Annotated in this window: 22 protein-coding genes; 21 read left to right on the top strand and 1 reads right to left on the bottom strand. The window is 61.9% G+C overall.

Features of this window, described 5'->3' with window-relative positions; all coding sequences use genetic code 11:
- Nucleotides 1-117: 117 nt before the first annotated feature.
- From ribF to thiO, 20 genes are all read left to right on the top strand, one after another.
- The gene (gene ribF, locus H2O77_RS16695; protein ID WP_153636667.1) at nt 118-1251 is read left to right on the top strand and encodes a bifunctional riboflavin kinase/FAD synthetase; all 1134 of its coding nucleotides are present in this window, start codon (nt 118-120) and stop codon (nt 1249-1251) included.
- Nucleotides 1252-1262: 11 nt separating this feature from the next.
- Nucleotides 1263-4094, top strand: coding sequence for an isoleucine--tRNA ligase (gene ileS, locus H2O77_RS16690; protein ID WP_131432822.1), 2832 nt, complete (start codon nt 1263-1265; stop codon nt 4092-4094).
- Nucleotides 4095-4212: 118 nt separating this feature from the next.
- A complete protein-coding gene (gene lspA, locus H2O77_RS16685; RefSeq protein ID WP_240548647.1) occupies nt 4213-4740 on the top strand; it encodes a signal peptidase II in 528 nt (175 codons plus the stop codon).
- Nucleotides 4741-4760: 20 nt separating this feature from the next.
- Nucleotides 4761-5204 (top strand): FKBP-type peptidyl-prolyl cis-trans isomerase, encoded by a 444-nt coding sequence (fkpB, locus tag H2O77_RS16680; RefSeq protein WP_043335961.1) that lies wholly within the window; start codon nt 4761-4763, stop codon nt 5202-5204.
- A gap of 59 nt (nt 5205-5263) precedes the next feature.
- Complete coding sequence (gene ispH, locus H2O77_RS16675) at nt 5264-6232, top strand: 4-hydroxy-3-methylbut-2-enyl diphosphate reductase (RefSeq protein ID WP_215823582.1); 969 nt, start codon at nt 5264-5266, stop codon at nt 6230-6232.
- Nucleotides 6233-6453: 221 nt separating this feature from the next.
- Nucleotides 6454-6942: a type IV pilin protein gene (locus H2O77_RS18100; RefSeq protein ID WP_107335846.1), complete on the top strand. Its 489-nt coding sequence runs from the start codon at nt 6454-6456 to the stop codon at nt 6940-6942.
- A 74-nt stretch (nt 6943-7016) separates the two neighbouring features.
- A complete protein-coding gene (locus H2O77_RS16665; protein WP_052384821.1) occupies nt 7017-7517 on the top strand; it encodes a GspH/FimT family protein in 501 nt (166 codons plus the stop codon).
- Nucleotides 7514-8080 (top strand): type IV pilus modification protein PilV, encoded by a 567-nt coding sequence (pilV, locus tag H2O77_RS16660; RefSeq protein ID WP_215823581.1) that lies wholly within the window; start codon nt 7514-7516, stop codon nt 8078-8080. The genes H2O77_RS16665 and pilV overlap by 4 nt, the downstream gene beginning before the upstream one ends.
- Nucleotides 8077-9066 carry a PilW family protein gene (locus tag H2O77_RS16655; RefSeq protein WP_215823580.1) on the top strand — a complete coding sequence of 330 codons (990 nt, stop codon included), beginning with the start codon at nt 8077-8079 and terminating at the stop codon, nt 9064-9066. The genes pilV and H2O77_RS16655 overlap by 4 nt, the downstream gene beginning before the upstream one ends.
- Nucleotides 9066-9644 carry a hypothetical protein gene (locus tag H2O77_RS16650; RefSeq protein WP_215823579.1) on the top strand — a complete coding sequence of 193 codons (579 nt, stop codon included), beginning with the start codon at nt 9066-9068 and terminating at the stop codon, nt 9642-9644. The genes H2O77_RS16655 and H2O77_RS16650 overlap by 1 nt, the downstream gene beginning before the upstream one ends.
- 13 nt (nt 9645-9657) lie before the next feature.
- On the top strand, nt 9658-13278 hold the full coding sequence (locus H2O77_RS16645) for a PilC/PilY family type IV pilus protein (RefSeq protein WP_215823578.1): 3621 nt from the start codon (nt 9658-9660) through the stop codon (nt 13276-13278).
- Nucleotides 13279-13288: 10 nt separating this feature from the next.
- Entirely contained in the window at nt 13289-13627 is a 339-nt protein-coding gene (locus H2O77_RS16640; RefSeq protein ID WP_043335952.1) for a hypothetical protein, read from the top strand.
- A complete protein-coding gene (locus H2O77_RS16635) occupies nt 13627-14112 on the top strand; it encodes a type IV pilin protein (RefSeq protein ID WP_082388835.1) in 486 nt (161 codons plus the stop codon). Before H2O77_RS16640 ends, H2O77_RS16635 begins: the two co-directional genes overlap by 1 nt.
- Nucleotides 14113-14356: 244 nt before the next feature.
- Nucleotides 14357-14902, top strand: coding sequence for a GspH/FimT family pseudopilin (locus tag H2O77_RS16630; protein WP_215824657.1), 546 nt, complete (start codon nt 14357-14359; stop codon nt 14900-14902).
- A complete protein-coding gene (locus H2O77_RS16625; protein WP_131432817.1) occupies nt 14886-15392 on the top strand; it encodes a hypothetical protein in 507 nt (168 codons plus the stop codon). Before H2O77_RS16630 ends, H2O77_RS16625 begins: the two co-directional genes overlap by 17 nt.
- Complete coding sequence (locus tag H2O77_RS16620; protein WP_215823577.1) at nt 15392-16393, top strand: hypothetical protein; 1002 nt, start codon at nt 15392-15394, stop codon at nt 16391-16393. The genes H2O77_RS16625 and H2O77_RS16620 overlap by 1 nt, the downstream gene beginning before the upstream one ends.
- Nucleotides 16390-16929: a hypothetical protein gene (locus H2O77_RS16615; RefSeq protein WP_215823576.1), complete on the top strand. Its 540-nt coding sequence runs from the start codon at nt 16390-16392 to the stop codon at nt 16927-16929. The genes H2O77_RS16620 and H2O77_RS16615 overlap by 4 nt, the downstream gene beginning before the upstream one ends.
- Before the next feature lie 13 nt (nt 16930-16942).
- Nucleotides 16943-20353: a PilC/PilY family type IV pilus protein gene (locus tag H2O77_RS16610; RefSeq protein ID WP_215823575.1), complete on the top strand. Its 3411-nt coding sequence runs from the start codon at nt 16943-16945 to the stop codon at nt 20351-20353.
- A gap of 197 nt (nt 20354-20550) precedes the next feature.
- Entirely contained in the window at nt 20551-21006 is a 456-nt protein-coding gene (locus tag H2O77_RS18095; protein ID WP_215823574.1) for a type IV pilin protein, read from the top strand.
- Between the two features lie 170 nt (nt 21007-21176).
- Nucleotides 21177-22322, top strand: a complete 1146-nt coding sequence (gene thiO / locus H2O77_RS16600; protein ID WP_215823573.1) for a glycine oxidase ThiO — start codon at nt 21177-21179, stop codon at nt 22320-22322.
- Nucleotides 22323-22371: 49 nt separating this feature from the next.
- On the opposite strand, the gene H2O77_RS16595 is transcribed toward thiO, so the two are convergent.
- Entirely contained in the window at nt 22372-22635 is a 264-nt protein-coding gene (locus H2O77_RS16595; RefSeq protein ID WP_215823572.1) for a PP0621 family protein, read from the bottom strand.
- A gap of 180 nt (nt 22636-22815) precedes the next feature.
- On the opposite strand from H2O77_RS16595, the gene H2O77_RS16590 reads away from it, so the two are divergent.
- Complete coding sequence (locus tag H2O77_RS16590; RefSeq protein WP_215823571.1) at nt 22816-24450, top strand: NAD+ synthase; 1635 nt, start codon at nt 22816-22818, stop codon at nt 24448-24450.
- The last annotated feature ends 88 nt before the right edge of the window (nt 24451-24538 follow it).

Below are 24538 nucleotides of genomic sequence, written 5' to 3'. Positions count from 1 at the left end.
CACGCAGGTTGGTGCCCCCGGTTCCAGCTGTTTTCTCCCTGGCGGGGCAACGGTGGCTGTCAGCGCCGTGCCCCTTCGCTATAATCGACCACTTTCGGCGGCTTGTGTGATGCACGCATGGACTTGATCAGAGGACTCCACAATCTCGCCCGCCTGCGCAAGCAGGATGGCAGTCGCGGCTGCGTGGCCACCATCGGCAATTTCGATGGCGTGCATCTCGGCCACCAGGCGATTCTGGAGCAACTTCGCGAGCGCGCGGCGGCCTATGGCCTGCCCGCCACGGTGGTGGTGTTCGAGCCGCAGCCGCGTGAGTTCTTCGCGGGTGACAAGGCGCCGCCGCGGCTGACGCGTCTGGCGGACAAGGTGCGTCTGCTGGGTAGCCATGGCGCCGAGCGCGTACTGTGTCTGCCCTTCAATGAGACGCTGCGCTCGCTGTCGGCACGCGAGTTCATCGAGCAGGTGCTCATCGATGGCCTCGGCGTGCGTCATCTGGTGGTCGGTGACGACTTCCGCTTCGGCTGCGATCGCGCCGGAGACTTCGCGCTGCTGGAGCGCATCGGCGCCGCCGAAGGCTTTGCGGTGGAGCATACCCGCACCTTCGAGATCGCCGGTGAGCGTGTTTCCAGCACCCGCGTGCGTGAGGTGCTGGCCGCAGGCGACATGGCGCTGGCCGCCCGGCTGCTGGGGCGTGCCCATCACTGGCAGGGACGCGTGGTCGCGGACCGCCAGCTGGGTCGCACGCTGGGCGTGCCGACCGCCAACCTGCCGCTGCCGAATGCGCCGCTGGCGGTCTCCGGCGTCTACGCGGTAATGGCGCACCTTGCCGACGGCCGCGACTGTCCGGCGGTGGCCAACATCGGCTGGCGCCCGACGGTCGGTACGCCGCGACCGGTGCTCGAGGTCCATCTGCTGGACTTCGCGGAAGACCTCTACGGCCAGCCGATGCGCGTCAGCTTCTGCGCCTTCCTGCGCGGTGAACAGCGCTTCGATGGCCTGGAAGCCCTCAAGGCCGCCATCTACGCCGACATCGCCCTGGCGAAGCGCTTCTTCGCGCTGGCCGCGGGCGAGACGCCTGCGGGTGATGAGCAGGCGTTGCTCGATTGCATGACCTCGATGGCTGACCTGCCGCTGGCCAGCCGTCCGCTGAGCGCACTGATGACGGATGCGCCGACGGCACCCTTACACGGCACTGCTGAGGTGTCTGATTCCACAGCTCGGGAAGCCCAGGCTTCCCGCCCCCACGACGGCTGACCCGAAAGGCTATGAGCGACTACAAGCACACTTTGAATCTGCCCGATACCGACTTCCCGATGCGCGGCAATCTCCCCAAGCGTGAGCCGGACCAACTGGCACGCTGGAACGAGATTGACCTCTACGCGCGTCTGCGTGAAGCAGGCAAGGGCCGTCCGAGCTTCGTGCTCCACGACGGCCCTCCCTATGCCAACGGCAATATTCACATCGGTCATGCCGTCAACAAGATTCTCAAGGACATCATCGTCAAGTCCAAGACGATGGCGGGCTTCGACGCGCCTTACGTGCCGGGTTGGGACTGTCATGGTCTGCCCATCGAGCACAAGGTCGAGACGACCCACGGCAAGCACCTCGAGTCCGAGAAGGCGCGTCATCTCTGCCGTGAATACGCCGGCGTGCAGGTGGAAGGCCAGAAGCACGAGTTCATCCGTCTCGGTATCGTCGGTGACTGGGGCAACCCGTATCGCTCCATGGACTTCGCCAATGAAGCCGGCGAGATCCGTGCGCTGGCCGAGATGGTCAAGGGCGGTTATGTCTTCAAGGGCCTGAAGCCGGTCAACTGGTGCTTCGACTGCGGCTCTGCGCTGGCGGAAGCGGAAGTCGAGTACGCCGACAAGACCTCTGATGCCATCGACGTCGCCTTCGCGGCAGACGATAGCGCGGCGCTGGCCAAGGCCTTCGGCCTCGAGTCACTGAGCAAGCCGGCGGCGATCGTGATCTGGACCACCACTCCGTGGACCATTCCGGCCAACCAGGCACTCAACGTGCACCCGGACTTCGTCTACTCGCTGGTCGACACCGGCGAGCGCCTGCTGGTGCTGGCCGAGGAACTGGTCGAGGACAGCCTGGCGCGCTTCGGACTGAGCGGCGAGACGCTGGCGACCGTCAACGGCGCGGCGCTGGAGCTGATCAACTTCCGTCACCCGATCTACGATCGTCTGTCGCCGGTCTATCTGGCCGACTACGTCGAGACCGGCGCCGGTACCGGTATCGTCCACTCCGCGCCGGCCTACGGCGAGGATGACTTCCATACCTGCCGTCGTTACGGTATGAGCTTCGACGAGATCGAAAGCCCGGTGCAGGGCAACGGCGTCTACGTGCCGGACCTGCCGGAATTCGGTGGCCAGTTCATCTGGAAGGCCAACCCGAACATCGTCGCGCGTCTGGAAGAGCTCGGTGCGCTGATGGCGCACGAGAAGATCAGCCACAGCTACATGCACTGCTGGCGCCACAAGACCCCGGTCATCTACCGCGCGACGGCCCAGTGGTTCGTCGGCATGGACATTGCCGGCACCGACGGCGTGACCCTGCGTGACAAGGCGCTGTCCGCCATCGAGGACACCGCCTTCATCCCGGCCTGGGGTCAGGCGCGTCTGAAGAGCATGATCGCCAACCGTCCGGATTGGTGCATCTCGCGTCAGCGCAACTGGGGCGTGCCGATTCCGCTGTTCCTGCATCGCGCGACGGGGGAACTGCACCCCGACAGCGTGGCGCTGATGGAAGCGGTCGCCGATCGCGTCGCCGAGCACGGTATCGATGCCTGGTGGTCACTCGACAGCCAGGAGCTGCTGGGCGATGAGGCCGAGAACTACGAGAAGGTCACCGACACGCTGGACGTGTGGTTCGACTCCGGGACGACCCACTGGCATGTGCTGCGTGGCTCGCACCCGCATGGTCACGAGCAAGGCCCGCGTGCCGACCTGTACCTGGAAGGCTCCGACCAGCACCGTGGCTGGTTCCACTCGTCACTGCTGACCGGCTGTGCCATCGACGGCCACGCGCCCTACAAGGCGCTGCTGACTCACGGTTTCACCGTGGATGCCCAGGGTCGCAAGATGTCCAAGTCCGTCGGCAACGTGGTCGCGCCGCAACAGGTGATGGACAAGCTGGGCGCCGACATCCTGCGCCTGTGGGTGTCCTCCAATGATTACTCCGGCGAGATGGCCGTCTCGGACGAGATCCTCAAGCGTACCGCCGATGCCTATCGTCGCATCCGCAACACCTCGCGCTTCCTGCTGTCCAATCTGAACGGCTTCGAGCCCGAGCGTGATGCGCTGGCCTTTGACGACATGCTGGCGCTGGACCAGTGGGTGGTCGATCGTGCCGCCCAGCTGCAGGCACGTGTCGAGCTGGCCTACGAGGAATACCGCTTCCTCGACATCTACCAGCAGGTGCTGACCTTCTGCTCGCGTGAGCTGGGCGGCTTCTATCTGGATGTCATCAAGGACCGTCAGTACACCACGCAGCCGAACTCGCGTGCGCGTCGTAGCTGTCAGACGGCGCTGTATCACGTGATCGAGGCGCTGGCACGCTGGATGGCGCCGATCCTCTCCTTCACCGGTGAAGAGATCTACGCCAACATCCCGGGCCCGCGCAAGGACACCATCTTCCTCGAGACGGCCTACACCGGCCTGACCACTCTGGCGGATGATGCGGCCATGGGACGTGAGTTCTGGGAGCAGGTTCTGCACGTCAAGCAGGCGGTCAACAAGACGCTGGAAGGCGCGCGCAACGCCGGTCTGGTCAAGAATGGCCTGGCGGCGGAAGTCACCCTCTACGTCAATGACGAGCTCAACACGCTGCTGGCAAGTCTCGGCGACGAGCTGCGCTTCGTGATGCTGACCAGCGGCGTGACCCTGGCGCCTCTCGAGGCGGCCGGTGAGGCAGAAGAGACCGAAGTGTCCGGCCTCAAGGTGGCGGTCAAGGTCAGCGAGAATGCCAAGTGCGAGCGTTGCTGGCACCACCGTCCGGAAGTCGGCACCCTGCCGGAACATCCGACGCTGTGCAGCCGCTGCGTGACCAACCTGCCGGATGGCGAAGGCGAGACGCGTCACTTCGCTTGATCGCTGATGCGACCGCGGCATCGTTCAGCCTCCGCTGAGCGCTGATATCGAACGCCGGGCTCTGGCCCGGCGTTCGTGTCTTGCCGGTCGCAGACTCATTTCACGACAGGAAGGTAACATGACGTCTTCTTCACAAGGCCCCGCGACGGATACCCCTTCAGCCGGCAGTGAGCCGATGCGCTCGCCGCTGCGCTGGCTGTGGCTGTCGCTGGTGATCGTGGTGCTGGACCTGGCCACCAAGTGGCTGGCCAGCAGTTCGCTGGTCTATGGTCAGGCCAACGAAGTGCTGCCGATCTTCAATCTGACGCTGCTCCACAACACCGGCGCGGCGTTCAGTTTTCTGGCCGGCCATGATGGCTGGCAGCGCTGGTTGTTTGCGGGCATTGCGGTGGTGGCAGCCATCGGCCTGAGCATCTGGCTTGCGCGCCTCAAGCGTCACGAGGCCTTCACCGCGCTGGGCATCGCGCTGGTGCTGGGGGGCGCGCTTGGCAATCTCTATGATCGTGTCGTGCATGGCTACGTGGTGGACTTCCTGTCCTTCCACTGGGGCAATGCCTTCTTCCCGGCTTTCAACGTGGCGGACGTCGCCATCAGCCTGGGAGCCGTGGCACTGATTCTTGAATCTTTCCGTGGCCGCTCCGAATGAGCGCCACAAGCGAGGTCAGCATGAGCGAGCATCGTATCGCCGATAACATGGAGGTCAGCCTCCATTTCCGTCTGCGTCTGGAAGACGGCACCGAGGTGGACTCCACCTTCGACAAGACACCGGCCACCTTCCAGGTGGGTGACGGCAATCTGCCGCCGGGCTTCGAGCGTTCGATCATGGGCATGGCGGCGGGCGAGACCGGCAGCTTCACGATCACGCCGGAGCATGCCTTCGGTCAGCACAATCCGCAGAACGTCCAGACCGTGGCGCGCAAGAGCTTCGATGAAGAGATCGAGGTCGGCATGGTGATGTCCTTCGCCGAGCCGTCGGGTTCGGAGCTGCCGGGCATCATCCGCGAGATCGATGAGCGTGACGTCAAGGTCGACTTCAATCACCCGCTGGCCGGGCGTACCCTGACCTTCGAGGTCGAGGTACTGTCAGTCGCCCCCGCGACCACGCACTGAGTCTTCTTTCCAGAGGTGCGCTCCCCGTGAGCGCACCTCGCCATCAAGCGGAGCCTGTCATGCAGATCAAGCTGGCCAACCCGCGCGGTTTCTGCGCCGGAGTGGATCGCGCCATCGATATCGTCAACGGGGCGCTCGACGTGTTCGGGCCGCCGATCTACGTGCGTCACGAGGTGGTGCACAACCGTTTCGTGGTCGACTCCCTCAAGGAGCGCGGCGCCATCTTCGTCGAGGAACTGCACGAAGTGCCGGATGACGTCATCGTCATCTTCTCGGCGCACGGTGTCTCGCGTGCCGTGCAGGAAGAGGCCGAGCGTCGCAACCTCAAGGTCTTCGATGCCACCTGTCCGCTGGTGACCAAGGTGCACATGGAAGTCCTGCGCTATGCGCGCAAGGGCCAGGATTGCGTGCTGATCGGTCATGAGGGCCACCCGGAGGTCGAGGGCACCATGGGCCGCTATGACACTTCCAAGGGTGGCACCATCCATCTGGTGGAAGACGAGCCCGATGTGGCGCGCCTGGAGGTCAAGGACCCGGAGCAGCTGGCCTTCGTCACCCAGACCACGCTCTCGATGGATGATACGGCGCGGGTGATCGACGCGCTGCGCGAACGCTTCCCGGCGATTCAGGGCCCGCGCAAGGATGACATCTGCTACGCGACCCAGAATCGCCAGGACGCCGTGCGCATGCTGGCGGAAGCCTGCGATGTGGTGCTGGTGGTCGGCAGCCCCAACAGCTCCAACTCCAATCGCCTGCGCGAACTGGCCGAGCGCATGCAGACCCCCGCCTGGTTGATCGACGATGCGCAGCAGATCGAGGCCAGCTGGCTCGAGGGTATCGGCAGCATCGGCATCACCGCCGGGGCCAGTGCCCCCGAAGTGCTGGTGCAGGGCGTGATCGACCGTCTGATGGCGCTGGGAGCCTCGGCGCCCGAGGAGCTCGAGGGCCAGGAGGAAAACATCGTCTTCTCCATGCCCAAGGAGCTCAAGGAGCGCTTGATCGCCTCGGATCAGATCCGCGAGCTGTAACGCCTTGTAAGTTTCTGCCAGTGAAGAAGCCGCGACCCTGTCGCGGCTTTTTTGTGTGCGCCATTCGCATTTTGCCATCCAATTCAGCAGTTTCTTGTATAAGCAACGGCATTCTTGAGCACGATCGTTGATCAATCTGGTGCGTATTGAAAAAAAATGTAATGCGCAGTTACCAAAATGATACATAATAGAGGTATGGTTCGTACTCTGGAGAATTCCCCATGCCACGACTGTTCTCGGTCACCGGTGTCAGCAGTGCAGGTGCACGCCGCAAGCCGAGACCGGGGCGCGGGGCAGCTGGCAGGCGTCGGGCCAAGGGCTTCACTCTGATCGAGATGATGATGGTGGTCGCGATCATCGGCATTCTGGCGGCGGTCGCCATTCCCTCCTATCTCGGTTATGTGGAGCGCAGCTGGCGCTCGCATGCCCAACAGGCACTGGGGCAGCAGGCCAGACAGTTGCATGGCTTCTACTACCAGAATTTCTCCGAAGCGCCCGTGGGGGATGATGACCAGCCGACGGATGGCGTCAGCCGTATAGAGGACGGCGGTGGCAATCTTCGCTACCTGATCACGTATCGCAGTCTGTCTGCCTCGGCCTTCGTCCTGCAGGCGACGCCTCAAGGGGCACAACTCAATGATGACTGCGGCGTGCTGTGGATGGACCAGGACATGAATACCGGTGCCGAAGGAGGAGGCCGGTGCTGGTGATGATGGGCCCCCAGAAGACAGACTCGAGTCCGGCACGGCCGGTCGACCCTCAGCGGCAAGGAGAAGTATCTCTCATGCGCCAATCCCGTGGTTTCACCCTGATCGAGCTGGTCGTGACAGTGGCGATCATTGCCATCATCGCGACCTGGGCGGTGCCGGCCTGGCAAGGCCTGGTGCAGCGCTCTCAGGTGGAGTCCGATGTGCGTGCCCTGACCCATGCGCTCGGCATGGCGCGCAGCACCGCCACCACGCGCGGTGTGGATGTGAGTGTCTGTCCCTATGCGCCGAGCGTTGCCACCCCCAATCCCACGACCTGCGACGATGACTGGGCGAATGGCTGGGTCGTCTATGTCGGGAATGCTTCCAACTTCACCCTCGACGACCGCCTGTGGATCCATCAGGACAGCAATGCGGTTGCCCAGTCGGGCGGCGCCTCCAGGATCACCTACAACGATCGCGGCACGCTGACTAGTGGCAACAGTACGCTGGTGTTCTGTGCGGCATCCGATGCTACCTCTGTGGTAGTGGCGCCTTCAGGCCGTGTGCGCCTTGAATCAGGAGGGGACTGCTCATGACAGCATCGTTGATGATCACATCCCTCAAGCAAGCCCTGCAGCCGAGAGCGCTGAGAAAGACATTGCTGTCTCGCCTGCAGCGGCGCTGTTCCGCTCGGCATTCACAGCGCGGCGTCGGCCTGATCGAGGCGCTGGTCGCGGTCATGCTGCTGGGGGTTTCCCTGCTGGGGCTGGGGTTGTTGCAAGTTCAGACGCTTCAACATCAGCGCGTCAGCTACAGCAATACCGTGGCACAACTGCTGTCGCTGGACATGGCTGAGCGTATCCGCGCCAACCTTGAGGCCATCGATCAATATGATGATGCCGATACCACCAATGCGCCGGCGGATGGATGCAGCTCGGACTGCGTGCCCGCAGAGCTGGCGGACCAGGACATCATTGATTGGCGTGACGCCATCATCGGCTCCACGCTGACCAGCGGCGTCGGTAGCGTGGAAGTCGACGAGCGTGTTGTTGGCGGCGCCGGTATCGGCGTTCACGATGTCAGTGTCCAGGTGCAGTGGAGTGACCCCATCAGCGGGGGAGTTGACCAGCAGACCTATCGTTTCGAGGTAGAGCCATGAATCGCTGTTCCCCTGCATCGGTCCGCCGACGCTTCGCCCCCGACACCGCCCGTCCGCATGGCTTGAAACGCCAGGCGGGCGTGGGGCTTGTCGAGCTGATGATCAGCCTGGTGCTGGGGCTGTTGATCACGGCGATGGCCGTGCAGATGTTCTCGACCTCACGCAGCACCGTGAGCACCCAGGAGGCGCTTTCCTATCTGCAGGAATCGGCCCGCTACGTGTCCTTCCGGCTCCAGCCGCTGATGCGCAATGTGGGCTACGCAGGCTGTGCCAATAGCCGCGATATCACCAATGCCAGCTCGGTGGATGCGTCCCATGACCTCACGGCGCCTTTCGGGGGGCAGCAGCGTACCCAGCGGGGCCTCAGCTATTTCAATCTGACGTTCGTCGCTGCCAGCAAGGACGGCGATGAAACCACGCTGACCAGCAGCATGACGTCGCTGGGCGGCCCACTGTCCGTGCGCAACGGTAGCGAAGATGCCTTCGTGACCAACGAGTATGCGCTGGTCAGTGATTGCAGCAGCACCGATGTCTTCAGGGTGTCGGGCACCACCCAGGGCAATGTGGAAACCAATGACACCCTGTCACGTTCCTATGGCAGCTCTCAGTCCTCGAATGCCTATCTCTACCCGGTGCAGGCCTGGGAGCTGCGGCTGGATGACCAGGCCAACGATTCTTCGGTGCGTTCACTGTATATCGACCGTATCGATGCCGCTTTCGCACGCGAAGAACTGGCCTCCGGCGTACAGGGCTTCGATGTCAGTTTCAGCCTGGATACCACCGGCAATGGCAGTGTCGATCGCGTCAAGGTGCCGGCCGCCACGGTGCGCAGCGAAGGCCGTTGGGATGAGGTGCGCCGTATCGAGATCGCACTCACGCTCGAGAGCCTGCCGGGAGTGGTGCCGGGCGGGGATAACGATGGGCGTTTGACGCGAACCTTCAATCTCACGTTCACACCGCGCAATCTGCAACTGAGGGGCAGCTGATGAATACATCGTCTTCAACGTCCAGAGTCTGCGCGGACACCCGGGGGCCAGCACGTCAGCAAGGCATCGCCTTGCTGATCGTATTGATCATGCTGGTCGTGATCGGCCTGCTGGCCGTGACCGGGGTCGAGGACAGTCAGCTGCAGACACGCATGGCCGTCAACAGCCGCAACTTCGAGCAGTCCTATTACAACGCGGAAACCAGCCTGAGCATCGGTGAGCGTGCGCTGCAGGAAAGCCTGGAGGATGGCACCTGGAGCCTGGACAGCTTCGATGACTCGGCCGGCCTGATGCTGGCACTGCCCGAGGATGCACCGCCGATCAACCCGCTCTCGGAAGCGGATTGGCAAGCCAGCGGTATCCAGACGCTGGACAGTGATACCGGTGCGGTCATCGGGGCCTATGTGATCGAGTATCTGGGCAAGGTCGGCGAGCCGCCGCTGAATGCCAGCAACGAAGTGAATGCGGTGGGCACGCGCCTGGATGCCTTCCGTATCAACGCGATGGGCACGGGGGGCGGCAATGGTGCTTCCTGGACAGTGGTGCAAAGCGAGATGGAACTGGGCCCTTACTTCTAAGAGGAGCATGAATATGCGTTATCTGCTGAGTGGTGCCCTGTGCCTTGTCGCCTTGCCCTGTCTGGCGGCCCCCGGGGAAATCGCCCGCGCTCCAGTCACGGAAGCGACCGGGGTCCAGCCCAATATCCTGTTCATTCTGGATGATTCGGGCAGCATGGCCTGGGAGGACACTCTCAACAAGGGAGTGGAACACTGGGGGTATCAGCCGGCTTCCTCGCTGATGGGTTACACCGGGGTGTATTCCAATAGCAGGACCGGGATAGAGAACAACCACGATGCCGATGATCGTATCGTTTACTCTTCGGACCTTGGCGGGGCGGTCGGGGCCTGCATGGGCTTCAATGTCATGGCCTACAACCCAGCGCTGACCTACACCCCGTGGGCGGGGGCAGACCGACTGGGAATCGCCTATCAAAACATGAGCCTGTCGAATGTCCGTGAGGATCCTTACGAGCCCACCAGCTCGGCCAGGATGAAGGATGATGTCTACTACGTTCGCTGGGACGACAATGGCGACGGGGACTATGACTATGGTGAATGCGGCGTCTATAGCAACAATTCGGGGCGCTTGTATCTAGACGAAGATCATGTCGTTGAAGTGGAAGACCTGTCCGCGGCTCAGCAAGTCAACTTCGCCAACTGGTTTACCTACTATCGCGACCGTATGCTGGTTGCCAAATCCGCCATGGCCGGTGTGATCAACGCCAACGAGTCCCGGGTGGGGCTGCGCACCATCCAGGGCCGCAACAATCGCAACGTTGCGGACATGACGGATGTCGATGAGCGTGAAGACCTGCTGGAGGAGCTGTTTACCGCCTATCCCTCCGGTGGCACCCCTCTGCGTACCGCGCTCAAGAATGCCGGTGAGTATTACTCCAGCACTGGTCGCTCGGCTCCCATCCTGAGTGCGGATGAGGGCGGCATGTGCCAGCAGAACTATTCCATCATGATGACCGATGGCTACTGGAATGGCTCCAGCCCCAGTGTCGGCAACGTCGACGGTGGCAGCGGCGACTTCATCAGTGCCAGTCACCGTGACAGCTATTCCAATACGCTTGGCGATGTCGCGATGAAATATTATCGCGAGGACCTGCGGACTGACTTGATCGACAGCGTGCCTACCATACCGGGAGTGGACGAAAACTCCGCTCAGCACATGGTGACCTACACCGTCGCTTTCGGTGTGGATGGCTCGCTGTCCGAGAACCCTGCTGATCTCGAGTCTGCCTTCACCTGGCCGCAGCCTTCCGCCAATGCCAATACCACCATCGATGATCTGCGTCATGCGGCCTGGAACGGACGTGGTGAATATCTCAGCGCCGCCAATCCGCAGGCATTGATTGATGCGCTGAACAATATCGCGCAGTCCATCGCAGGGCGCGCGGCCAGCACCGGTAGCCTGGACATCAGCAGTGGTGGGCAGACCAGCGGCGCTTATGTGATTCAGACCATCTATGACCCCGCCGATTGGTCGGGCGATGTCGTTGCACGCAAGATCGGCACCAATGGCGCCTTGAGCGCCACCTCGGACTGGTCCGTCGCGGAGTGGTTGCGTGACGATGATAGCCGTAGCTCCAGCCGCAAGGTGATCACCTACAACCCGGGGATCTCCGAAGTGGATGAGAAGGCGTTCTTCTTCAATATCGAGGAGGCCGGATCACTGGAGGCCGAACAGGTACTGGACCTCGTGGGCTTCCTCGATGAGACCCTGCTGTCAGAAACGCTGTTGGCAACGCTGCGGAGAACCGTCCGGGATGATGACGACGACGACGACGACGACGACGATGATGATGATGATGATGATGATGGCATTCTTGGCGGAGTCGGCTCAGTGGTCGGAGGCGTCACCAGTGGCGTGACTCAGCTGACGGGACGCGTCCTGGATACTACCGGTACCTTCCTGAAGCTGGATGGCGCTGATCTTGGCGTCAGAACGTCGGATCTCGAGAATCTGATCGGCTACCTCAAGGGTGACGATGCCTACGAAGGCACCTTGTTCCGCGAGCGTGACGACAACTATCTCGGGGATATCGTGCATGCCTCGCCGGCGATCGTCGGGCCGCCTTCGGCCAGCTATCGCAATGACATGGAAGTGTCTTCGTACCGCTCCTTCAAGACGCTGTATGAGGACCGCCAGAACATGATCTACATCGGTGCCAACGACGGCATGCTGCACGCCATCGACATGGAGACCGGTGAAGAGAAGTTCGCCTACATGCCGTATGCCGCCTTCAGCATCGAGAGCGGGCGCGGTATTCGCCAGCTCGCTGATCAGAACTATGTGCATCAGTACTATGTCGATGCCACTCCGGTCGCGCGTGACGTGCATGTCCAGTTGGGGGATGAGGATGCGCCCGGTTGGCACTCGGTCCTGCTGGGTGGGCTGGGCGCTGGCGGCAAGGCGGTCTACATGCTGGATATCACCGATCCGGAAGGCTTCGAGTCATTGGGTGAATCCGACGGCACCTCGCCGGCCGAGATCGTGCAGTGGGAATTCACGCACGAGGACCTCGGCTTTACCTTCAGCGATATTCAGGTAGCGCGTCTGGATGACGGCAAGTGGTATGCCATCTTCGGCAATGGCTACAACGCCGACAGCGATGGACGTGCCAAGTTGTTCATCGTGGACCTGGAAGATCCCGACAACTATGCGCTGCTGGATTCTCAACAGGGCAGCAATGCCGGTGGGTCGTGCACCTCTGGCAGCAGTGACTGCAATGGCATGTCGAGCCCTGAGCTGGCCGACGTCGATGCCGATGGCATCACCGACTGGGTCTATGCCGGCGACCTGCATGGCAATGTCTGGGTGTTCGACATGCGCGAGTTCTCGCTGAGCAACATCGGCAGCAGCGAAATGTCGCGTCTGTTCCAGTCATGTGCCGTTGCCTTGAACAGCACGTCATCGATCTGCCCAGCTGCTTCCCGTCAGCCCATCACATCGCGGGTAGCCGTGGCACGCAGCGGTGTCTTCAACAGCACCGTCGATACGCCGTACCTGAATGTGTACTGGGGCACCGGGCAATTGCTGACGCTGCAGGATGCGGTCGATACCTCGACGCAATCCTTCTACAGCGTGCTGCATACCGGGTCCTCGACTCGCCGTCATCATGGCCAGCTGGAAAAGCAGAGCTTCTCCAATATCAGTGGCGTGAGTGACGCGCGAACGGTCACGGGGGTAGGCGTCGATTATTCCAATCAGAACAACAATGGTATGCAGTACGGCTGGTACCTGGAGCTACCGGACTCCGGTGAGCGTCTGGTGACCATCCCGGCTGTCCGTGGTGATCTGATTGTCTTCAATACCACCATCCCGGGCTCCAATGGCCCCTGTACTGGCGGTGCCAGTGGTTGGCTGAATGCGCTCAGCTTGCGCAACGGCCTGCAGCCGGTACGCAGTTACAACAATGTGCAGCAGGTCTTTGATTACAACGCTGATGGCGAGGTCAACGCGAGCGACAACGTCAACAATCAGGTCGTACTCTCGATCAAGACAGAAGGCGAGCCCACCTCACCGAAATTCCTGGGTGATACCCAGTATGTCGGTCAGGGTGGCACCAATCAGGTGGTCGAAATGGCCATGGACTTCGGGATCGATGGGCTGGAAGGCCGTAGTGCCTGGTATCAGCTGCGCTAGGAGAGAGACCATGAAGACATCACGACTCAAGCTGACTGGTAGTGGACTGATGCTGGCGGCGGGCCTGCTCTTCACGAGCTGGGGCTCCCAGGCCCTGGCGGAAGATGCCCCGATTCCGCTGGTCATGGAGCAGAGCGTCACCGGCGTCATCGACGAGCGAGAGGGAGATCAGCTGCTCGTCGACGACATGGGGTTCGTGCTTCAGCCGGATAGCCGGATACTCAATCGCAATGGGCGCGAGCTGAAGGCCTTCCACCTCACGCCGGGGCAGGAGGTCGAGGTGCGCTTCGACCCACGTGGTGAGCCGAAGCAGGTCATCGACATCACGCTGCTGCGTCGGGGGCGCTGATGATCAGGCGAACAGGGGGGGCTCGGGCACAAGGCGGCTTCGGTCTGCTGGAGCTCATGATTGCCGTGGCCATCATCGGCATTCTGGCGGCGATCGCCTATCCCAGCTATCAGGATCAGGTGGAGCGTTCACGTCGCACCGACGCCACCACCGCCTTGCTGGCGCTTGCCCAGACCCAGGAGCGCATCATGGCAACCTGCGGTGAATACGCGACGGCCAGCGTGACAGCGGCGACCAGCTGTGGAGATGCGCTTGGAGGCGGTGGCGGTGGTATCGGGCTGGGACAGGCAGATGCCGTCAGCGAGGAAGGCTTCTACAACCTGGCCGTCGCAGGGGATGCAGACAGCTATACCCTGACTGCCACTGCTACCGGCAGTCAGGCCAATGATGAGGACTGCGCCACCTTTACGCTCACGGAGCTGGGAGTTAAGGGAGCGGCAGTCCTTGAGGACTCGGAAGACACCGATAGCAGTGATTGTTGGTAGTCACTGACAGCCGACATTGCATGGCAAGCGCCTGAAGCCTCGATCTACGATGATCGGGGCTTTTTTTGTCTGGTGGATGAGGTTCAGTCGAGAAATATGGAATAACGGTGATTATGGGGAGTTTTCGGAATGATGGGTAATCTTGTGTAACATAATGATTCCATCTGTGGTTCATAGACGTTAAATTGCCCAATTTCACGCCCTGCAGGGTGCTTTGGCCTGCGTGGCTTTCAGGGGTAAGACGATGCAGCTTTTTCCTGCACTTCGGCATGGATGTCAGCAGGGCCGCCAGCAAGGCTTCACGTTGATTGAGCTGATGATCACGCTGGCCATTCTCGTGATCACGATCACGATTGCCGTCCCCGCCTGGCAGGGGGTGGTCGCGCGCAACGCCGTCACCGGCACGGCCGAGACGCTCGTGTCTTCCATCAACTATGCGCGTAGCGAGGCGGTGGCCAGCGGCAACGACATCACGCTCTGCCCCCTGAATGCGCAGGGTGACGCCTGCATGAATTCCACCAGCTGGAGCAATGGCTGGGCGGTGGTGCAGGGCAGTCAGGCCGAGGCACGGGCGTCGCTGGGCGATGACCTGTTGCGCGTGTTTGATGCCGCCATCACCGTGCAGGCGGGTGTTGCCGGCGTGACTTTCGATGATCAGGGCGCGACCTCTGATTCCACCTGGTTGTTGATCTGCGATCAGTCGGGCGGGCAGGGCCATCGCCAGCTTGAATTGACTCCCATCGGACGAGTATTGACGGAGACTTATGGCAGCGATGACCAGAGTTGCTGAGCTTGGCGTGTCCCGTGCAAGCGGTAGCCAGCAAGGTACCAGCCTGCTGGAGGCGTTGATCGCTCTGCTGTTGATGGGGCTGACATTGCTGGGGTTCGGGCTCATGCAGATGGAAAGTCTGCAGGCCAACAACGAGAGTTACGCGCGTACCGAAGCCCGTATTCTCCTGGTCAGCATGGCAGAGCGCATTCAGGCCAATCCCGATGGCGTGGATGACTACGATGGGCTTTCCACTGCCGGGGCAGGGAATCCGGGCGGTTGCCCCTGCAGTGTTGCCGAGCTTGCGGCCCGTGATGTGGCGGTGTGGGCGGACAGGCTTGAGGACAGCAGTCTGAACGCGCCGGTCGGGTCCATCGCCAGCAGCGGCAGTGACCTTCTGACCCTGACTCTCGGCTGGAGCGGTGCCGCGCAGCTCGGGCAGAACGAAGACAGCATGGACGCCGATGCTCAGGCGTTGAGCGAGACCCTACAGATACGAGTGGTGCCCTGATGTCGTCGAAAGCCTCCCTCTCGCTGCGAGCCTTCGCGTCGCGCTCGCCTCGGGCGCCGCGCTCGATTCCCTCACGGCGTGCCCAGCAGGGCGTCGGCCTGGTCGAATTGATGCTGGCGCTGGTGCTGGGACTGTTCATTTCCGCCATGGCGCTGGAATACTTTCTGGCCTCGCGCTCGACCCTCAACACCACGTCTGCCGTGTCTTACCTGCAGGAGTCTGCACGCCACGTCACACGCCGCCTGCAGCCATTGGTGCGCAATGCCGGCTTTTCCGGCTGTGCGTCGGTGAGCAGTGTCAGTGATGGCACCGGGAGCCATGCGCTGTCCGATTCTCCTCTGATGGCCGAGTCCGACACGGTGGCGGGGATCACCTACGACCGTCTGGCCTTGCAGGTACCGGCGCTGGGAACGCAGCGCGGTTGGCAGCTCGGGGCGAGCGTCGCCCAGGGCGATACCTCGCTGACCCTGGAGGACTACACCTCCGGCACGTTGGAGACGGATAGCGTCGTGCTGATCAGCGACTGTGAGAGCGGCGACATCGCACGCCTCTCGGGCGATGGCAACAACTCGCTCGATCTGTCGAGCGCCGTCGAGCACGGCTATGGCGGCACCATACAGACCCAGGCATATGTCTATCCGCTGCAGCGTTGGTACTTGTTGCTGTCACAGGCCGATGACGACTCCCCCGTTCGGCTCTGCCTGAACGGCGAGGATGTCGATGGCGACCCGGCAGCAGGCTGTGGCGAAGAAGTGGCGCGATACGTCGAAGCGCTGGACCTGACCTTCGATACGGCCTCCGGCAGCGGTAGCGCGAGTCGCTTTGCCGTGGAGCGCAGCGTGGCGGAAGTGGAAGCCGCGAACGACTGGAGCAGTGTCAGACGGATCCACATCAGCCTGACCCTCAAGACGCCGCCGACGATCAACGTCGAGGGAGAGGGGGACGGTGAGTTGCAACGCACCTTCGATATCACCCTGAGCCCGAGGAATATCGGTCTATGAACCAGGCAAGTTCTTCCAGGTCGCCACGCCAGCAAGGCATGGCATTGCTGGTCGTGCTGATCATGCTGATCGTGGTGGGCGTGATGGCGGTGACAGGCAATGAAGATACCCAGTTGCAGACCCGCATGTTGATGAATACCCAGTTCTACGACAACGCCTACGCGGAGGCCGAGAGCCTTCAGCAACAGGCTGAGAGTCGTCTGCTCGAGGGGGAGCTGACCCTGGATGATTTCGGTGGGGACGGCTTCTATGACGTCACGGCGGGGGAGGACCTGGACTTCGATCCTCTGCAGGCAGACGCCTGGGAGGGGGAAGGTGTCTTGAGTGGTGATGCGGCTGACAACGGCAACTATGTCATCGAGTATCTCGGAGAGACGACGGAAGGCGTTCTGAATGACGATAACCTGAGCAGCAGTCAGTTGTTGAATGCCTTCCGCATCACGGCCGCCGGTTGGAGTCTTGAGAGCGCAGGTGACCCTGATAGCAAGAAGCGTGCACTGGCAGTGGTGCAAAGCGAAATCATGATGGCCGATTGAAGGGAATCTATCGATGAAATCGAAGCATTCACCCCGCCGCAGCGGCTTGCGTCGTATTCACCTGCCGGTCTTGCTGTCAGGTGGACTGCTGGTCTCCTTGCCCGTGCTGGCAGACAGCGACACGCTACTTCAGTTGCCCACCACCCAGAGTGTCGGCGTTACGCCCAATGTTCTGCTGGTGCTGGATGACTCGGGCTCGATGACCTGGGAAGACACCTTTGATGGTGGTAGCTCCTATCAGGGCTACAACATGCTTTATAAGAAGCGACAGGTATGTGAGAAGGTCGAGAAAAAATATAGTAATGGATGGAAGTGGTCCTGTGAATATGTCTTCAAGCCGCAAGATCTTTCCAACAAATACTTCTGTGCTGACTCCAATAGCCAAGCCTATGACCCGGATCAGATCTATCAGCCCTGGAAGTCTGGAAATGGGGATGAACGTTATGATGACATGGACCCGGCAGCGGCGTGGATTGATTTCAATGAAGGCGATGATGAAGACAATCTGGTTGACCTGACGGACCCGGATCTCGAGTTTCGTTATTACACTGGCAGCAATTGCAGTGACAGCAGCGAAGTGCAGGTTTCGGATCTCAGTCCGGATGAGCAGGTCAACTATGCCAACTGGTTCACTTATTATCGCAGTCGCTTGAATGTCGGCAAGGCTGCCGGTCTCGAGCTGCTTTCCGATATTGAGTACCGCACTGGGTTCATCACCATCAACCCCGGCTCAGAGACGGCAACCAAGGTAAAGGTCGATGATATTCTGGATTCGATCATAGAATATGTCACCAATGTACTGGGCAATCTGGTATCAGTCGTCACAACAAGTGACAGTGGCAACGATCATCTTGATGAGATCAAGGATGCCATCGTCAAAACGGAAATCAGCTCAAGCAACACCTATGTGTCGACGCCCTTGCGTGAGGCACTCTATCGCGCTGGTGAATATTACAGTGACAATTACTCCAGCCTGGGTTCCACGCCGATTCTTTCCGAAGATGAAGGCGGTATGTGTCAGCAGAACTTCACTGTTTTGATCACCGATGGTTTCTGGAACTCCGAAAACTCTTCCGCCTCCAATAATATTGAAAGCAAGATCGGCGATGCCAATGGTGACGGACGAACCTGGCGGGAAAGTTATAACTACAGTTATGGCGGTGATGCCACGCTGGCGGATGTCGCTTATTATTATGCTCATAATGATCTCTTGCCGAAGCTTGGAAGCGGGACCTACGAAAAGCAGGTGATGACGACCTATACGGTGGCGTTCGGGGTCGAGTCGACCAGTAACGACTGGGATGACAAGGATCGCGTCATCGAGAGCAGCTCCAGCACTATCGATGACCTGGAGCAGGCGGCCATCGATGGCGGTGGCTCCTACTTCAATGCCTCCAGCCCGACGGACCTCGTCTCGGCCCTGGCGGCGATCGCCTCCGAGATCGTCGCGGTCGGCAACAGTGTCAGCGGCCTCTCCACCAACCTGACCACGGCCAGTGTCGAGACGGATAGCCGACTGATCGAGAGCCGCTATTCCGCCTCGACCTGGACGGGGGATGTGGTGGCCTCGTCGGTACAGGAGGGCAAGGACGTCGAGGATGACGACCAGGTCTGGAGTGCTGCCACCCAGTTGAGTGAGGCATTGGAAGAGAAGGATGGTGTTGAGTCGCGTACGGTCTTCACCATGTCCGGCGGCAACGGAGTCGAGTTCACGACCGACAACGCGGGCCGTCTGAGCTCCAGCCAGCGCAATGATCTCGCGCGCATGGAGGTCGGTGGCAACTCCACCGATGACCATGTGGAGGCGGCGATCGAATGGTTGCGAGGCAGCGATGAGTACGAAGGCGATGGTCTGCGCAATCGCACTGGCGTCCAGCTGGGCGACATCATCGGCTCGTCGCCTGTCGTCGTGACACGTGACGACTCGACGACAGAGGGCAGTGTCTTCGTCGGGGCCAACGACGGCATGCTGCATGCCTTCGACCTCAAGACCGGTAACGAACAGTTCGCCTATATTCCGGAACTGCTCTACAGCGAAGAGGACGATGCAGGGCTGGGGTATCTGACGGACCCGGGCTATCAGCATCGCTACTACGTCGACGGTGAACTGCGTCTGGCCAGCCTGAATGGTGAGGAGTGGCTGGTATCCGGTCTCGCCGGCGGTGGGCGCGGCCTGTTCGCGCTCAATGTCACCAAGGCCGTGGCAGGCGAAGACTTCGATGAAGATGATGTGGTGCGCTGGGAATTCGGTGCCAGCGACGATGATGACATGGGGCATGTCTACGGCAGCGCGCATATCGTCACCCTCAACAACGGCGACAGCGCGGTGCTGGTCGGCAACGGGCTGGAAACGGCCGATGAGAACGCCGCGCCGACGTTGTTCGCGCTGGAGCTTGATGGAGTCAATGCCGGCGGCGTGATCGCCAAGCTGTCCCCCAGCGGAGTGACCGGCGGATTGGCAAACCTGCAGGTCGCGGACCTCGACAGCAATGGCACCGTCGATTTCGCCTATGGCGGAGACCTGCAGGGGCGACTGTGGAAGTTTGACCTCAGTGACGACGACAGCAGCAAGTGGAATGTCACGCGCCTGTTCACGGCCTGTGCTACCAGCCTGACCGGCGGGGAGTGCCAGACGGACGCTCTGCAGCCGATCACCGTCAAGCCGACACTCAGTCGCTACTCCGGCGAGACGCACACCATGACCTCGCCCAATCTGCTGGTGTCCTTCGGGACCGGCCAGGACATGTACGCCGACGCTGAAGATGAAGCCTGGGTCACGCAGAGCCTCTACACCGTGCTGGATACCGGCGGCAGTCATACCAGTCTGACACGCAATGACCTTGAGGCACGCAGCTTCGTCAGCGGCAGCTACACCAACGGCGAGCTGACAGGCCGGACCCTTGGCGGCGACAGTTTTGCCTACTATCCCAGCCAGCTCGAGGATCAAGACACGGATCGCTTCGGCTGGTATCTGGATCTGGACGCCTCCGAGCAGGAAGAGCTGGTCGAGCCGGCCAATCTGCTCTCCAATCTGGTGGTCTTCTCCACCAGCACGTCCAGTACCGGAACCAACTTCTGTGAAAGTACCGGCGGTGGCTGGCTGGTCGCGCTGGACACCGAGACAGGTCTGCCGACCTATGACGATAGCGAAGGCAGCTACGTGACCATCTTCGATTTCAATCAGGATGAGGCCTTCAGCGCTGATGACCTGGTCGGTACCCTCGTTGATGACACCGTCGCCGTCGGCAATGTCATCGTCAGCGTCAAGTTGAGCGGTACACCGACGTCCAGTGTCAGTGTCGGTGATACGGTCTACGTGGGCACCAGTTCGCTGGGCAGCGAGGAGGGCGGTGTCTCGTCCTATGATCTCAACGTGTCCAGCTCGACGGACACCGGCCGTGTCTCCTGGTATCAGCTGCGCTGAGCCCGCCTCGGACATGAGGCAAGGATGACACGCTGCGCCGCCACGCCTTCCCCGGGGTGGCGGCGCCTTGCCTTTCATCAGGGTTTACTTCCTTCAGGCAGGCTTGCTCGGTGCCTTTTGGCTGAGTCTTTCACTGAAGTCTTTCGGCCAAGTCTTTCACTCAAGCCCCTCATTCACGTTCTTCAAGGAAGCACTTCATGGCCAGTCTTCTCTCTTCCCGTTCGCGCCTCTCTCGGCGCCGGTACGCCTCAGGCTTCACGCTGACGGAGATCATGATCGTGATCGTCATCGTCGGTATTCTCGCGGCGATCGCCTACCCGAGCTATCAGGACCAGGTGATCCGCTCGCGTCGTGCCGATGGGCAGGCGGCACTGATGTCATTGGCCCAGGCCCAGGAGCGCTACATGGCGCGTTGCGGCGGCTACGCGACCAGCATCGCCGGCGACAGTGATTGTGATGAGGAAGGACTGGGGCGTGCCACCGAGTCGCCGGAAGGCTATTACGCCCTGAGCCTGGAGGATGGTGCCACGACCACCCGCTTCACTCTCATCGCGACCGCGGTGGCGCCTCAGAGCGCCGATGCCGACTGCCCCGCGCTGACCCTCACCAATACCGGTGTCCGCGATACGACCGGCGATGGCGATTGCTGGTAGCCGTGAAGCGCTCGGCTCTGCACGATGCTGGGGACTCTGTTCAATGCTGGAGGCTCTGCTCAATGCTGGAGGCTCTGCGCAATGCTGGATTGCACGCGGCTCGCTTGCACCGCCTTGCGGGCGGCGTATTCTTGATCCCTTTCCCGGGCTGATGGCAGGAGCGAACAGGCGTGAATGACTTTGTGGTGGTAGGCGGTGGCGTGATCGGCATGCTGACCGCGCTGGAGCTGGCGGATGGCGGTGCCGAGGTCACGCTGGTCGAGCGAGGCCAGTGTGGGCGTGAGGCGTCATGGGCGGGCGGCGGTATCGTCTCGCCGTTGTATCCGTGGCGTTATAGCGCGCCGATCTCGCGCCTGTCTGCCTGGTCGGAAGGCTTCTACCCCACGCTGGCCGAGCGCCTGATCGAGACCACCGGCATCGACCCCGAATATCGCCAGCAGGGCCTGCTGTACCTGAATGTCGAGGATGCCGAGCAGGCACTGGCCTGGTCTCGGGAATATGCCAAGCCGCTGACGCGCGTGGACGCCGACTTCGTCTATGACAAGGCTCCGGCGGTCGCGCCCGGTTGCGAGTCGGCATTGTGGATGCCGACGCTGGGCAGCATCCGCAATCCGCGTCTGGGCAAGTCACTGCGCGCCGCGCTCGACGCTCACCCGCGCGTGCGCCTGCTGGAGAATGTCGCGGTGCAGGGCATTCTGCTGCAGGACGACACCGCCATTGGCGTGCAGACCGCCAATTCAGTGCTGTCTGCCGGGCAGGTCGTGGTCTGCGGTGGTGCCTGGAGTCGAGAGATTCTGAGTGAGGCGGGGCTTGCGCTGCCGGTACGGCCGGTACGCGGCCAGATGGTGTTGTTCAAGGCCCCCAAGGGGCTGGTGGAGCGCGTGGTGCTCAAGAATGGACGCTACGTGATACCGCGGGGCGATGGCCGCATCGTGGCCGGCTCGACGCTGGAGGAGGTCGGCTTCGACAAGGCGACCACCGCCGAGGCGCGCGAGTCACTGATCAAGAGCGCCTGCGAGATCATTCCCGCGCTGGCGGAGTGTGAGGTCGAGCACCACTGGGCGGGACTGCGCCCCGGTTCGCCGACCGGTACGCCCTTCATCGGTGCCGTGCCTGAACGCCGCCACCTGCACGTCAATGCCGGCCATTACCGCAATGGGCTGGTACTGGCGCCGGCCTCGACCCGCCTGCTGGCGGATCAACTGCTCGGGCGCACGCCGATCATCGACCCCGCGCCTTACCAGCCCGAGACCCTGCTGGCCGAGATCGCTACGCTGGATGCGTCGTCAGATGCCGGTGAGACCCGCTGGGCCTGAGTATTTTCGTGTTGTCTTTCGCCATCGAGCGCTTCGCCTCGGTGGCGAATCATTTGCGCGGTCCTTCGTCGAGGAAGTGCTGCTGGTGTTTTTGGCAGCAGAAGTGCAGCGCCTCATGGCGGATGGCGTCATTTTCCGGCAGATGCAGGTCGCAGTAGGCGCAGCGCACCATGTTCTGCGCCTCGCGTTCGGCGGGGCTGTCGTTGCCGTAGTCGTCCTGGCTCAGCTTCCATTGGCGATACATGCGGTAAAGGCGCAGGCCGGCCCAGAACAGGGCGACGAAAACCAGCAGACGGATGATCAACAGGCTCATTCCTATATGACTCCCAGATGAGGCGGCGCGCGTGGCTTTTGCCAGCGGCGCGACCTTGCGGGACAATGGCGGCCAACATGATGACAGGTGGGCCGGTGCACGGCTCAGTGATCTGAGCCAGATGTCTGGCCACAGTGTACTGGCCCCTTATCGAACCGCCAATCGAGAGATCCTTACCGCATGCAAGATCTGACTCTGGTGATGGCCCAGCTCGACCCGCTGGTCGGTGATATTCCCGGCAACACTGCGCGTGCCATCGAATCGGTGCGTGAAGCGAGTCTTGAGCACAAGGCCGATGTCGTAGTGCTGCCCGAGTTGTGTCTGACCGGCTACCCGCCGGAAGACCTGCTGCTGCGCGAGTCCATGGAATCCCGCCTCGAGGAGGCGCGCGCCCAGATGGCGAAGAAGGTCGCGCCCGGCGTGATGGTCATCGTCGGCTACCCCGGCATGCGTGACGGCAAGCGTTACAACCTGGCCGGCGTGCTCAAGGATGGTGAGTGGATCGCCGAGTATGCCAAGCAGGCCTTGCCCAACTATCAGGTCTTCGATGAGCAGCGCTATTTCACGCCGGGCAGCGAGCCGTGTGTGGTCGAGTGCCGTGGTGCTCGCCTGGGCATCGTCATCTGCGAAGACCTGTGGGACGGCGCGCCGATCCGTCAGGCGCGCGATGCCGGTGCCGAGATTCTCGTCAGCCTCAACGCCTCGCCCTATCACCTGGAGAAGCCGGCCGAGCGCAATCAGCTGTTCGCCGAGCGGGCAGCCGAGGTCAATTGCCCGCTGGTCTACGTCAATCAGATCGGCGGTCAGGATGAGCTGGTCTTCGACGGGGGCTCTGCCGCCATCGATGCCGACGGCAAGACCTGCGTGCAGGCGCCGTGGTGGGATGTCGGCCTGATGCCGGTGCAGTTCCTCAAGGCAGAGGGTGGCAACTGGGTGCCGCAGAGTGGCGAGATCGCCGAGCTGCTGTCGCCGGAGGAGTCACTCTACTGTGCGCTGGTCACCGGGCTGCGTGACTACGTCAACAAGAGCGGCTTCAAGGGGGTGGTGCTGGGGCTTTCCGGGGGCATCGATTCCGGCCTGTCGCTGGCCATCGCCGTCGATGCGCTGGGCGCGGAGCGAGTACACGCCGTGATGATGCCGTATCACTACACCGCGGACATCTCCAAGGAAGACGCCGCCGAGCAAGCCAGGCTGCTGGGCGTGAATTACGAGGTGATGCCCATCGCGCCGATGGTCGAGGCCTTCACCGAGACCCTGGCGGAGAGCTTCGCCGGCAGCGAGCGCGATACCACCGAGGAGAACCTGCAGTCGCGGTGCCGTGGCGTGCTGCTGATGGCCATCTCCAACAAGAAGGGCCTGATGGTGCTGACCACCGGCAACAAGAGCGAGATGGCGGTGGGTTACGCCACGCTCTACGGCGACATGGTCGGCGGCTACAACGCGCTCAAGGATGTCTACAAGAGCTGGGTGTTCCGTCTCGCCAACTGGCGCAACACCATGGGCCCGGCGATTCCGGAGCGCGTCATCACGCGCCCGCCGTCCGCCGAGCTCGCCGAAGACCAGCTCGACAGCGATTCGCTGCCGGACTACGACACCCTGGATGCGATTCTCACCCACTACATCGAGGGTGACATGAGCGCCGAGGCGATCATCCGCTCAGGCTTCGAGGAAGAGGATGTCTATCGCGTGGTGCGTCTGGTCGACCGTACCGAGTACAAGCGTCGTCAGGCACCGGTAGGCGTGCGCGTCACGCCGCGCGGCTTCGGGCGGGATCGTCGCTACCCGATCGTCAATGGCTGGGTGGCCGGCGAATGACGGATTGCGGATTCTTTGCGCAAGACGCTGAAAACGCCTGAATCCGACGATTCTGGCCATGCTGGCAGCACGAAAAAGCCCGTGATCG

Source organism: Cobetia sp. 4B, assembly GCF_018831605.1.
GTDB lineage: Bacteria > Pseudomonadota > Gammaproteobacteria > Pseudomonadales > Halomonadaceae > Cobetia > Cobetia amphilecti.
The sequence above is the reverse complement of the archived record's forward strand: the minus strand, read 5'-3'. Positions and strand labels throughout refer to the sequence as shown.